At 70.2% G+C, this 11,441-nt stretch carries 13 protein-coding genes and 1 riboswitch; of the genes, 8 read left to right on the top strand and 5 right to left on the bottom strand.

The window, feature by feature from the left end; genetic code table 11:
- Positions 1-17: 17 nt before the first annotated feature.
- The 3 genes from ETD85_RS30270 to ETD85_RS30260 form a co-directional block, all read right to left on the bottom strand.
- The gene (locus tag ETD85_RS30270; protein ID WP_138693210.1) at positions 18-1,166 is read right to left on the bottom strand and encodes a S8 family serine peptidase; all 1,149 of its coding nucleotides are present in this window, start codon (positions 1,164-1,166) and stop codon (positions 18-20) included.
- Positions 1,163-1,693 carry a hypothetical protein gene (locus ETD85_RS30265; protein ID WP_138693209.1) on the bottom strand — a complete coding sequence of 177 codons (531 nt, stop codon included), beginning with the start codon at positions 1,691-1,693 and terminating at the stop codon, positions 1,163-1,165. Before ETD85_RS30265 ends, ETD85_RS30270 begins: the two co-directional genes overlap by 4 nt.
- A 171-nt stretch (positions 1,694-1,864) precedes the next feature.
- Positions 1,865-2,671: an SAM hydrolase/SAM-dependent halogenase family protein gene (locus ETD85_RS30260; protein ID WP_138693208.1), complete on the bottom strand. Its 807-nt coding sequence runs from the start codon at positions 2,669-2,671 to the stop codon at positions 1,865-1,867.
- Between the two features lie 117 nt (positions 2,672-2,788).
- Between ETD85_RS30260 and ETD85_RS30255 the strand changes: the two genes are divergently transcribed.
- Genes ETD85_RS30255 through ETD85_RS30245 form a run of 3 tightly spaced genes read left to right on the top strand, consistent with a single transcriptional unit; the run spans position 2,789 to position 4,563 of the window.
- On the top strand, positions 2,789-3,088 hold the full coding sequence (locus tag ETD85_RS30255) for a DUF3263 domain-containing protein (RefSeq protein ID WP_138693207.1): 300 nt from the start codon (positions 2,789-2,791) through the stop codon (positions 3,086-3,088).
- A 39-nt stretch (positions 3,089-3,127) separates the two neighbouring features.
- Positions 3,128-3,898: a trehalose-phosphatase gene (otsB, locus tag ETD85_RS30250; protein ID WP_138693206.1), complete on the top strand. Its 771-nt coding sequence runs from the start codon at positions 3,128-3,130 to the stop codon at positions 3,896-3,898.
- Positions 3,899-3,933: 35 nt separating this feature from the next.
- Positions 3,934-4,563 (top strand): hypothetical protein, encoded by a 630-nt coding sequence (locus ETD85_RS30245; RefSeq protein ID WP_138693205.1) that lies wholly within the window; start codon positions 3,934-3,936, stop codon positions 4,561-4,563.
- On the opposite strand, the gene ETD85_RS30240 is transcribed toward ETD85_RS30245, so the two are convergent.
- Positions 4,541-5,776 carry an MFS transporter gene (locus ETD85_RS30240; RefSeq protein WP_170246914.1) on the bottom strand — a complete coding sequence of 412 codons (1,236 nt, stop codon included), beginning with the start codon at positions 5,774-5,776 and terminating at the stop codon, positions 4,541-4,543. The genes ETD85_RS30245 and ETD85_RS30240 overlap by 23 nt on opposite strands.
- A 55-nt stretch (positions 5,777-5,831) precedes the next feature.
- Complete coding sequence (locus ETD85_RS30235) at positions 5,832-7,256, bottom strand: alpha,alpha-trehalose-phosphate synthase (UDP-forming) (protein ID WP_138693203.1); 1,425 nt, start codon at positions 7,254-7,256, stop codon at positions 5,832-5,834.
- A 31-nt stretch (positions 7,257-7,287) separates the two neighbouring features.
- Between ETD85_RS30235 and ETD85_RS30230 the strand changes: the two genes are divergently transcribed.
- The 5 genes from ETD85_RS30230 to groEL all read left to right on the top strand — a co-directional run.
- Positions 7,288-7,842, top strand: a complete 555-nt coding sequence (locus ETD85_RS30230) for an RNA polymerase sigma factor (RefSeq protein WP_138693202.1) — start codon at positions 7,288-7,290, stop codon at positions 7,840-7,842.
- A 79-nt stretch (positions 7,843-7,921) separates the two neighbouring features.
- A riboswitch (SAM riboswitch) is annotated at positions 7,922-8,063 on the top strand.
- 13 nt (positions 8,064-8,076) lie between these two features.
- Positions 8,077-9,309 (top strand): threonine synthase, encoded by a 1,233-nt coding sequence (gene thrC / locus ETD85_RS30225; RefSeq protein ID WP_138693201.1) that lies wholly within the window; start codon positions 8,077-8,079, stop codon positions 9,307-9,309.
- Positions 9,310-9,333: 24 nt separating this feature from the next.
- Positions 9,334-9,609, top strand: coding sequence for a MoaD/ThiS family protein (locus ETD85_RS30220; RefSeq protein ID WP_043633550.1), 276 nt, complete (start codon positions 9,334-9,336; stop codon positions 9,607-9,609).
- A gap of 244 nt (positions 9,610-9,853) precedes the next feature.
- The gene (locus tag ETD85_RS30215) at positions 9,854-10,054 is read left to right on the top strand and encodes a cold-shock protein (protein WP_068927743.1); all 201 of its coding nucleotides are present in this window, start codon (positions 9,854-9,856) and stop codon (positions 10,052-10,054) included.
- 429 nt (positions 10,055-10,483) lie between these two features.
- The coding region (groEL, locus tag ETD85_RS30210; protein WP_138693200.1) for a chaperonin GroEL at positions 10,484-11,441 on the top strand (958 nt) is incomplete at its 3' end.

Raw genomic sequence — 11,441 nt, 5'->3', positions numbered from 1 at the left:
TATCACACAAGCGCTTGCTAGGTTGAATCCCTCCTGCGCCGCCGGCTCGTCACGATCACCCGCGCCGCCATGGCCGCCACCAGCGTCAGCATGCCCCCCACCACGGGCGCCCTGGAGACGGGGATCGGGCCGAGCGGCCCTTCGCCGAAGTACGCCCCGGGCCTGGGCGGCACGGGCGTGGGCAGGTCCAGCCGGTCGGCCGCGCGCAGGGCCAGGAGCGCGTTGGCCACGCCGTGCCCGTAGGCGCGGCTGTAGCCGTCGGCGGGGCGCTTCCTCGTGCCCTGCTCGATGGCCAGCCGCACGTGGTAGGGCGACAGTCTCGGGTGCGCCGCCCTGATCAGGGCGGCGATGCCGGCGACCATGGCCGCCGCCGAGCTGGTGCCGTCGCCGACCACGTACGAGTCGTCCCCGTCGGCCGTGACGATCTCCGTGCCGGGCGCGACCACCGACACGTAGTCCTGCCTGTTGGAGAACGCGGCCACCTTGAGCCGCCGGTCCACGGCCCCCACGGCGATCACGCCGGGGTAGGCGGCGGGGAAGTTCTTCCTGTTGGCCGAGTCGCCGTCGTTGCCGGACGAGGCCACCAGCACGGCGCCCTTGCCGATCGCGTACTGGACGGCCTCCTCCTCCGGCGCCGAGCCCTCCCAGGCGCCGTCGCCGCCGCCGAGCGACATGCTGATGACGTCGGCGCCGTGGTCGGCGGCGTAGCGGATGCCCTTGGCCAGCGCGTCGCCGCCGCTGGGGCGCCGCTTGTCGCGCAGCGGGTCGCCGTTGTCGAGCGTGACCCTGATGGACAGCACCTCGGCCGCGGGGGCCACCCCGACCACGCCGCGCCGGTTGCCGTCGCCGTGCCCGCGGCCGGCGATCAGGCTGGCCATGGCGGTCCCGTGCTGCCCCCAGAGCGCCGGGCTCCTGGCGGCCCCGGTCAGGTCCGGCCCCTGGACGACGGCGCCGGCCAGGTCGGGGTGGCGGCCGTTCACGCCGGTGTCGAGCACCGCCACGACCACGCCCGCGCCCCTGCTCGACTGCCACGCCTCGGGCAGCCGTAACGCGCTGAGCTGCCACTGGCCGGCCCGCGCGGCCTCGCCCATGTCGTCGGACACGCCGGGCGCCGCGATCCCGACCACGAGGCCGCAGAACAGCACGGGGAGTATGAGCCGCTTCATCGGGTCAGCGTCCGGTGCAGCGCCCACGCGAGCTGCCGCGCGGTGTCACGCAGCCGCGACACGCTGCGGTCGCCCGGCTGGTACGGCCGTCCGTCCGCGTACCCGGCGGCCGCGGCCACCACGTAGCGGTGCTCGGTGCTCATCAGCACGCCGGTGAAGTACTGCCGCTCGCCGAACCGCTCGGCGGGCCCACCCGGGAACGCGACGGGCCGCACGGTCGCCGGCCGCCCGGCGGCGTAGGGCCCGAGCCCGGGGCCGTCGAGCACCGCGATGCCGACCGTGGCGACGTAGGTCTGCGTGCTGTCGGCGTAGGTGGCGCGTAACGCGGTGCGGCAGCCGGGCCGTACGGCGGCGGCCTCGAACGCCGCCTCGCAGGACGCCTCGGGGGCGATCCCGGCCAGCACGTACGTGACCCGCGCCCCTGACGGGCTGAGGCCGGGCACCGTGCCGGGGAAGACCTTCGCCACCGGCCACGCGTGCCAGCGTTCGGGCACGGGCGGCTCCGGCGAGGGCCAGAGCACCGACAATGCGGACAATATGGACAGCAGGGCAAGGGACAGGTGGTACACGTCAACCTCGAACGGGAGGGGAGGGACGCCCGATCTGCCCGTGCATTCTGGCACGCGACCCCGGCTTCATTCCGACGCTTCGGTAAACAGGCCGATACGCGGAGTAACTCCTGATCTGTGACTTTCGTCTTACGGAGTCGGTGAAAGTCGGACATGTGCCCCAGGTGGGAGTCCCAGCCGCTGCGCGGCGTCGCCCGCGTTCACCGCGATCGCGATCAGCCCCGCGGAGTCCGCGAACGCCACCAGCTCGCCGGGCGGCACCGCAGCGAACGTCTCCCGGTAGGGCAGCGCGAGCTGCCGCCGCCCCAGCCACACGCCGAGCGTGTCGCCCACCCGCACGCCCAGCGCCTGCAGGTCGCCGGCCGCGATGGAGAGCTGGGTGTTGCCGTAGCGGTCGACCGAGACGACCTCGCCCTCCACCGCCCCCTCGCGCAGCAGCGAGGTCGGCTCGGGCAGCTTGACCAGCCGGTCGAGCGGCATCTCGGGCCCCAGGTCCGCCGGGCGCAGGCCGCCGTACAGGCGTCCCGCGACCGGCGAGTACACGTCGCGCCCGTGGAAGGTCGGCGAGACCGGCCGCAGGAAGTGGTCCTCGTTGCTGATCTGGTACACCGCCCGCGCGCCGCCGCTGGCGTGCACGGCCCACGACAGCAGCCCGTTGTCGGGGCCGATGAACACCCGGCCACCCGCCTCGACGGCCACCGCGCGCCTGGCGCCGCCCGCGCCGGGATCGACTGCGCCGATATGGATGCCCAGGGGCAGATACGGGATGGTCTGCGCGAGAACCGCCGCGCCACGCCGTACGTCTCCCGCGGGGATCAGGTGACAGACGTCGATCACCCGGGCCTCGGGCGCGATCCCGGCAATCACTCCATGACAGGCCGCCACATAGCCATCTTCGAGCCCATAGTCGGTGAGGAGTGTGATTACTGAGGTCACATTTGGTGACTGTACGTCTCCCAATCCGCCGTGAACAGCCGCACTCGGCACATTACGATGGCCACGGGCCGCGTGCGAGCGACGTGACCGTCGCTCGCCCCTTTCGAGGAGGACACCATGGGAGCACCGCTCAGCGGTGACAATGCTGCCCAAGAGCCGTCCCACCATCCACTCTCAGAACGCGACATCGAGCTCCTCGCCTTCGAGCGCCAGTGGTGGCGCCACGCGGGTGCGAAGGAGCAGGCCATCAAGGAGGCCTTCGGGTTCTCCGCCACCCGCTATTACCAGTTGCTCGGCGAGTTGATCGACAGACCTGAGGCGCTTGAGCAGGACCCCATGCTGGTCAAGCGGCTGCGCAGGTTACGCTCCACCCGCCAGCGTGAGCGTGCGGCCAGGAGGCTTGGCATGCGTCCCTGACCGGCTGGGTACGGCAGCCGCGTGAGGAACATCCCTGGAATGGAAGCGATCTTGAGTGATCCGGCAGGCGCCGTGATCGGGCTCGACTTCGACGGAACCCTGTCGCCGATCGTGCCCGACCCCGCCACGGCCGTGATCCATCCGAAGGCCCCGGCGGTCCTAGCCGAGCTGGGCGCGCACGTCCTGGCGGTGGCCATCGTCACCGGCAGGCCCGCGGCCACCGTGCTGGAGCTCGGGCCTGACCTGGCCGGCGTGCCGGGGCTGGTCATACTCGGCCACTACGGCTTCGAACGCTGGGAGGACGGCCGGATCTCCGCGCCGCCGCCTCCTCCCGGCGTGCCGCGCGCCGAGGCCGAGCTGCCGCTGCTGCTCGACTCGCTCGGCCTCGAAGGAGTGTCGATCGAGGACAAGGGCCGGGCCGTGGCCGTGCACACCCGGCGTGCCCCCGACCCCGAGGGCGCGCTCGCCACGTTGCGCGAGCCGCTGGCCAAGCTGGCCGAGAAGCACGGCCTGGTGATCGAGCCCGGCCGCCTGGTGCTGGAGCTGCGGCCGCCGGGCATGGACAAGGGGCACGCGCTCAGCCTGTTCCTGGCGGAGCGGGCCGCGAGGTCCGTCATGTTCGCCGGTGACGATCTCGGCGACCTGGCCGCGTTCGACGCCGTACGCGCCTCCGGGCTGCCCGGGGTGACCGTGTGCAGCGGGTCGGCCGAGGTCACGGCGCTGGCCGAACGGGCCGACATCGTGGTGGACGGCCCCGAGGGCGTGATCGCGCTGCTCTCCGAGCTGACATCGGCTTACAGTCGTTCGTGACTGATCTGCAAGCCGTCACCCCTACGGTCGGGCGCATGTCCAAGCGATACCTTGCCGTCGCGGCCCTGGCCGCGGCCACCCTCCTCGCCGCCCCCCTGACCGCGAACGCCGCCGCTGCCGGCCAGGCGAGCGCCGCGAGCGCCGCCGCCGGCCTGGCGAGCGCCGCGCCCGCCCAGCCGCTCAAGCTCAGGGGCGGGCTGACGCTCTACCTGCCGATCCAGTGGAAGGTCTACCGCGTGAGCCCCGACTGGATCCGCGTGGTCACCGGCAAGTGCGCCAAGCCGGAGGCGGGCTACGGCACCCCCGAATGCGACAGCTTCTGGGTGCTCGGGCCGAAGGCCATCAAGCAGGGCGACGAGCTCTTCCGGCCGTACACGGCGAAAGAGCCCTTCTACCCGGCCACCGACGTGCAGCTCTGCCCGCACAACCGCAAGTGGGGGCAGGTCGTGGGCGCGGCCAAGGTCAAGGGCCTGCGCCAGGTGGGCCCCGGGCACAAGGCGGCCTACCGCGAGTGGAAGGCGACCTGCGTCTCCTACTCGGGCGGCGGCGTGAAGTCCCGCTACGTGCAGCGCGAGTGGTATCTGCCGAAGACGAGGATCCTCGTCGTCGACCAGTGGAACACCCCGGGGCTCGCCGACGCGCTCAGGTACGCCGACTGGAACTGAGCACCCCGGCGACGGCCAGGCCGATGAGCACCGGCACCATCAGGAAAGCCGTCGCGGTGCCGAACCCGTCGGCGAGCGCGCCGAGCGCCAGCGGTCCCGCCGCCATGGCGGCGCCCGCCCAGATGGGCGAGGCCGCCGCCGCGCGGTCCGCCCGGCCGCCCGCGCCGGCGATCAGCGCGGTGAGCGCGAGGGGGAAGTGCAGGGAGACACCGAGCCCGCTGACCACGAGCCCGGCGTAGGACAGCACGGGCTGGGTGCTCAGCCAGAAGAGCAGCCAGCCCGCCATGGTCAGGGCCAGCGCGCCCGCGAACAGCGGCACCGGCGGCAGGCGCAGCGCGAGCTGCGTCCCGGCGAACCGGCCCGCGGCCATGCCCGCCACGAACGCCGTCAGCGCCGTGGCCGCCGTGGCCGCGCCCAGGCCCGTCCTGAACGCGAACAGGTCGGCGGCCCACAGGTTGAAGGAGAACTCCAGGGCCACGCAGCAGAACAGCACGGCGCCCGCCAGGTGGAAGCGCCACCCGGGCACCGCCGCGCCCGGCCCGTCCTCGCGCGTGCCCTCATGTGAGTTCTCGCGCGAGCCCTGCTGTTGTGCGTCTGGCCGCCCGGCCGTGCGCCCGCTCGCGCCGGTCGGCTCGGGGGTGGCCGGCCAGGTCCTGCCCATGGTCAGCGCGAGCAGCACGCTGGCGATCGGGGTGGCCAGCAGCGCGGCCCGCCAGCCGAGCGCCGTCTGGGCGACCACGCTGAGCCCGAACGTCACCGCCATGCCCACGACCACGCCGACGGCGTTGGCCTCGCTGAGCGCCGCGGGCCCCGCCGGGCCCTGGTGGTCGTGGAGTGCGGCCATGGAGGTGTAGAGCAGGACGGAGCTGAAGGCGCCGGACAGCCCGTAGCCGAGCAGGGTCAGGGCCAGGGCGTCGGTGGGCAGGACCAGCAGGACGCCGGCGTTCATCCCGGCGAGCCCGATCCAGCTCGTCGCACGCCGGCCGAACCGCCTGGTGAGCAGCGGCAGCGCCAGCCCGGCCGCGATCGTGCCGATCGCCATGGCGGTGCCGTGCAGCCCGGCCACGGTGGCCGAGGTCCGCTGGTCGGCGCGCAGGAGCGGCAGGGCGGCGCTGAGGCCGTACAGGTAGGTGGCGAACGTGCAGAGCTGCAGGTAGATGAGCCACGTCGGGCGGTCTCTGACCAGCCGGACGGGCTCTGAGATCGTCGTCACCCGTGAGCTCCCGCCGGATGGAGTGGCCTCGCGGCTCCCATGGTAGGCCGGACCGTCAGGCGAGGGCGTCAAGCTGGGCGGCGAGCCACTTCTGCGGCGGCAGCGCGGTGGCCGCGGCGTGCAGCCTGTCGCGGCGCGCCCTGCGCTCGTCCTCGGGCATGACCAGCGCCTGGTGCAGCGCGGCGGCGGTGCCGCTGACGTCGTAGGGGTTGACCACCAGCGCGTGCGGGCCCAGCTCGGCGGCGGCCCCGGCCTCGCGCGACAGCACCAGCGCGCAGCGCGGCGACAGGACGGGGCCCTCCTTGGCGACCAGGTTCATCCCGTCGCGGATGGGGTTGACCAGCAGCACGTCGGCCAGCCGGTACGCGGCCAGCGAACGCGGATAGTCGTCGTTGACGTTGAGTATGAGCGGGTCCCAGTCCTCGGTCGCGTATTCGTCCTCGATCTCCTGGGCGCTGCGCTGCACCGAGGCGGTGTATTCGCGGTATTCGGGCAGATCGTGCCTGCTCGGATACGCGAACGCCAGATGCACCACCCGCCCGTGCCACTCGGGATGCGCGGCCAGGAACTCGCGGTAGGCCACCAGGCCGCGCACGATGTTCTTCGACAGCTCGGTCCGGTCGATGCGGACGATCAGCCGGCGGTCGCCCACCTGCTCCCTGAGCGCCGCCATGTGCGACTCGACGTCAGGCTCGCAGGCCCGCTCCCACAGCGCCGCGCCGTCCACGCCGAGGCTGTGCACGCCGATCCTGGTCGTCCGGCCCTCGTGGGTGACGCTGCGGCCGACCCGGTCGGCCTCCGCGCCCAGGAGCGCCACGCAGCAGTCCATGAACGCCTGGGCCCACCTGTCGGTGAGGAATCCCGCGTGATCGGCGCCCAGGATGCCTTCCAGGACCTCCCTGGCCACGTCGTCGGGCAGCAGGGAGAAGTATTCGGGCGGCGCCCACGGCGTGTGGCTGAAATGGGCGATGCGCAGATCGGGCCGCTCGGCGCGGAGCATCGCCGGCGTCAGGGTCAGGTGGTAGTCCTGCACCATCACGCGGGCGCCGTGGCCGGCCTCCTCGGCCAGCGCGAGCGCGAACGCGCCGTTGTAGTCGCGGTAGGACTCCCACTCGCGCTCGAACTTCGTGCCGAAGTTGGGCGCGTTGGGGATGTCGTAGAGCAGGTGGTTGACGAACCACAGGGTGGAGTTGGCCACCGCGTTGTAGGCGCGGTGGAAGACCGCGGGCGGGATGTCGAGCATCCGCAGCGGTCCCGTGTCGTAGCCGGCGTGGTCGATCCGGCCGCCGGGAGCCATGCGCACGGCGCTGCGGTCGCCGTCGGCCAGGGCCGCGCAGACCCACAGCACGCCGTCCCCTTTGGCCACCCCTGACAACCCGGACACCAGGCCGCCACCACCACGTTTCATGGTCAATTCGCCGTCGTCGGAGACGGTGAAGGAGACCGGCCCTCTGTTGGAGGCCACCAGGACGCTGTTCATTCGAGCTCCCTTCGACCATAGGATCCCAGCTATGGCGCTTGATGAGCTAACCGAGGAACTCGCCCGCTCGGCCGCCGCCGGAGATCATCGCGCACTTGGCGAGCTCCTGGCACGGATCGAGCCGGATGTGATGCGTCACTGCGCCCGTATCCTCCCCTATCACCAGGATGCGGAGGAGGCCTCGCAGGACACGCTGCTCGCCGTCGCGCGCAACATCGGGCGGTTCGAGGGGCGGGCCAGGTTCAGCACCTGGCTGCACATCGTGACGGCCAACTGCGCGCGCACCACGTACAGATCGCTCAAGCGCAGGGCGGCCGAGCAGAGCTCGGACGAGCTGCCGATGCAGAAGCCGGACGCGCGGCGGGTCAGCGTGATCGCGGGCTCGCGGCTCGACCTGCTCGACGCCATGGAGGCGCTGGAGGCCGACAAGCCCGACCTGGCGCAGGCGCTGGTGCTGCGCGACATCGTCCAGCTCGACTACAACGAGGTGGCCGACCAGCTCGGCATCCCGCTCGGCACCGCCAAGTCACGCATTCACCAAGCCCGCAAATATGTGCAAGGTGTGCTTGGTGAGGACTATCGCTGAGACTGCCTGTCTCGCATGTTGAGACAGGTGGCCGTTTCGGCCACTTGTGCGGGTAGAGTCCTTTTCGACAACTGAATATTGCTCATCCAGAGGGGTGGAGGGACCGGCCCTGCGAAGCCCCGGCAACCCTCCCGGATTCAGACTCGCGACCTGGCGAGGCCGACCGGGACAAGGTGCCAATTCCGGTTCGCGGTCAAGGTGGCCGCGGGCGAAGATGAGGGAAGGCCTCGCTTCATGTCGCTCGACTTTGGTCCCGCCGTCGCTCTGTCCTGCCGCGAGTGCGGCACGCGCTACCCCCTGGGTCCCAGCTTCGCCTGTCAGGAGTGTTTCGGGCCGCTGGAGGCGGCCTATTCCTTCGGCGAGGTGACTCGCGCGCAGATCGAGTCGGGTCCCGCCAACATCTGGCGCTACCGCTCTCTGCTTCCCGTTCCGGCCGACGTCGCCAGTAAGCCCAATATGAACCCGGGCTGGACGAAATTGGTCAAGGCCGGAAACCTCGGCCAGGCGCTCGGCATCAAGTCCCTGTACGTGAAGGACGACTCGGGCAATCCCACCCACTCCTTCAAGGACCGGGTGGTCGCGATGGCCGTCGAGGCGGCGCGCAACTTCGGTTTCCACACACTTTCCTGCTCGTCCACGGGCAACCTCGCGGGCGCGGTCACGGCCGCCGCCGCGCGGGCGGGGCTCGACGCGTGCGTGTTCATCCCCGCGAACCTCGAACAGGCCAAGATCGCCATGGCCCGCGTGTTCGGCGGGAAGCTGATCGGCATCGAGGGCACCTACGACGACGTCAACAGGTTCTGCTCCGAGCTCATCGGTGACCCGCTGGGCGACAAGTGGGGCTTCACCAACATCAACCTGCGGCCCTACTACGCCGAGGGCTCCAAGACGCTCGCGTACGAGATCGCCGAGCAGCTCGGCTGGCGGCTGCCCGAGCAGATCATCATCCCCATCGCCTCCGGCTCCCAGCTCACGAAGATTGACAAGGGCTTCAAGGAACTGGTGACGCTCGGGCTGGTCGAGGACACGCCTTACAAGATCTTCGGCGCGCAGGCGGCCGGGTGCTCGCCCGTGTCCACCGCGTACAAGGCGGGGCACGACGTCGTCCAGCCGGTCAAGCCGAACACCATCGCCAAGTCGCTGGCCATCGGCAACCCCGCCGACGGGCCGTACGTGCTCGACATCGCCCGGCGCACCGGAGGTGGCGTCGAGGACGTCACCGACCCGGAGATCGTGGCCGCGATCAAGCTCCTGGCCTCCACCGAGGGCATCTTCGCCGAGACGGCGGGCGGGGTCACCGTGGGCGTGCTGAAGAAGCTCGTCGAGACCGGGCAGCTCGACCCGGAGGCCGAGACCGTGGTGCTGAACACCGGTGACGGGCTCAAGACGCTCGACGCGATCACCGACGACGCCAAGCCCACCGCCGTGATCCGGCCCTCTCTCGACGCGTTCCGCGCGACTGTCTGACAACCAGGAAAGGCGACTTAAACCATGAGCGTTTCTGTGCGGATTCCCACCATTCTGCGCACCTACACCGGGGGTAACGCGGAAGTGAGTGGCGAGGGCGCGACTCTTCGTGACGTGCTTGCCAAGCTCGACTCCGACTACCCGGGGATCGGCGCGAGAATTCTTGATGAATCGGGCAAGATTCGACGTTTTGTCAACGTTTACGTTGGGGAAGAGGACGTCCGTTTCGCGGAAGGGCTCGACACTCCCGCCCCCGAGGGCACTCAGATCTCCATCATCCCGGCGGTCGCCGGCGGCTGACCCCCGATACCCGCACATGTTGAAGGCGCCCCTTGTGGGCGCCTTCTCCATTTCCGGCCCAATTCAACGTTGAACCACCTAGGTTGCGAAGAAATACGTAGTTTGCTGATTGACTCTGTTGCCAAACCCCGTGCCACAGGTATGGTCGAGGGCGATCGTCTGGCTACTTTTCCGTTAAGTCATGCGATTACGGGTCTCGCGGAGGAATGGGCGAGATCTGAGAGCCCAGTAAGAGGAGTCGGAAGTGGCGCAGGGCACCGTCAAGTGGTTCAACGCGGACAAGGGCTACGGCTTCATCGCGGTAGACGGTGGTAAGGATGTATTCGTCCATTACTCAGCGATCATGATGGACGGGTATCGATCTCTCGAACAGGGCCAGCGGGTCGAGTTCGAGATCACGCAGGGCCAGAAGGGGCCGCAGGCGGAGTCCGTCCGGGCGGTCTGATTCACCGCACTGGTATGCACCGGCGGGATCGCACGGCAGCGCAGTCCGCGCGAGCCCGCCACACATCCTTTCGTCGACTCGAGCACGGCGGGCCGCACTGAGCGGCCCGCCGTACTGGGCTCCCGTACTGGGCTCCCGTACTGGGCCCAGTACTGGGCTCCCGCGCCGGCCGCCTCTGATCGGCTCCCCGCGCTGGCGGGGTGACCTGGGCGCGGGCGGAGTGACCTGGGCGGGAACCGGGGGTGGCCGGTCTGTCGCTTGCACTCGGCAGGGTAGAGTGCTAAACAGTTCGTTGGCACTCTGTGCAGCAGAGTGCCAATAACTCGGATCGAGACGATGGGGTCTGCCGCACGGAGATGCAGGCCCATGCCGTCGCGGGCGTCGCCTCGGTCCAGGACAAGCCACCCTGCATCTGGGAGGTCTAGCCTTATGGCAGCCAAGATGATCGCGTTTGACGAGGACGCCCGGCGCGGTCTCGAGCGTGGTATGAACCAGCTCGCCGACGCCGTCAAGGTGACCTTGGGTCCCAAGGGCCGCAACGTCGTGCTGGAGAAGAAGTGGGGCGCTCCCACGATCACCAACGACGGTGTGTCCATCGCCAAGGAGATCGAGCTCGAGGACCCGTGGGAGAAGATCGGCGCCGAGCTGGTCAAGGAAGTCGCCAAGAAGACCGACGACGTCGCGGGTGACGGCACCACCACCGCCACCGTGCTCGCCCAGGCGCTGGTGCGCGAGGGTCTGCGCAACGTGGCCGCCGGCGCCAACCCGATGGCTCTGAAGAAGGGCATCGAGGCCGCCGTCGAGCGCGTCAGCGAGGAGCTCTCCAAGCTGGCCAAGGATGTGGAGACCAAGGAGCAGATCGCCTCCACCGCCTCCATCTCCGCCGCTGACCCCGAGATCGGCTCGCTCATCGCCGAGGCGATGGACAAGGTCGGCAAGGAAGGCGTCATCACCGTAGAGGAGAGCAACACCTTCGGCCTCGAGCTCGAGCTCACCGAGGGCATGCGCTTCGACAAGGGCATGACGTCGATGTACTTCGTCACCGACTCCGACCGCATGGAGGCCGTGCTCGAAGACCCGTACATCCTGATCGTCAACGGCAAGGTCTCCGCCAACAAGGACCTGCTGCCGCTGCTCGACAAGGTCGTCCAGTCGGGCAAGCCGCTGCTGATCATCGCCGAGGACGTCGAGGGCGAGGCCCTGGCGACCCTGGTGGTCAACAAGATCCGCGGCCTCTTCCGCTCCGTGGCCGTCAAGGCCCCGGGCTTCGGTGACCGTCGCAAGGCGATGCTGAACGACATCGCGATCCTGGCCGGTGGCCAGGTCATCGCCGAGGAGGTCGGTCTCAAGCTGGAGAACGCCACCCTCGACCTGCTCGGCCGCGCCC

Source organism: Nonomuraea zeae, assembly GCF_005889725.1.
Classification (GTDB): domain Bacteria; phylum Actinomycetota; class Actinomycetes; order Streptosporangiales; family Streptosporangiaceae; genus Nonomuraea; species Nonomuraea zeae.
This window is presented reverse-complemented; position numbering and strand designations above follow the sequence as displayed.

Coding starts and splice junctions, on each gene's coding strand:
- ETD85_RS30270 (WP_138693210.1), bottom strand. CDS start 1,166: ATGAAGCGGCTCATACTCCCCGTGCTGTTCTGCGGCCTCGTGGTCGGG.
- ETD85_RS30255 (WP_138693207.1), top strand. CDS start 2,789: ATGGGAGCACCGCTCAGCGGTGACAATGCTGCCCAAGAGCCGTCCCAC.
- otsB (WP_138693206.1), top strand. CDS start 3,128: ATGGAAGCGATCTTGAGTGATCCGGCAGGCGCCGTGATCGGGCTCGAC.
- ETD85_RS30245 (WP_138693205.1), top strand. CDS start 3,934: ATGTCCAAGCGATACCTTGCCGTCGCGGCCCTGGCCGCGGCCACCCTC.
- ETD85_RS30235 (WP_138693203.1), bottom strand. CDS start 7,256: ATGAACAGCGTCCTGGTGGCCTCCAACAGAGGGCCGGTCTCCTTCACC.
- ETD85_RS30230 (WP_138693202.1), top strand. CDS start 7,288: ATGGCGCTTGATGAGCTAACCGAGGAACTCGCCCGCTCGGCCGCCGCC.
- thrC (WP_138693201.1), top strand. CDS start 8,077: ATGTCGCTCGACTTTGGTCCCGCCGTCGCTCTGTCCTGCCGCGAGTGC.
- ETD85_RS30220 (WP_043633550.1), top strand. CDS start 9,334: ATGAGCGTTTCTGTGCGGATTCCCACCATTCTGCGCACCTACACCGGG.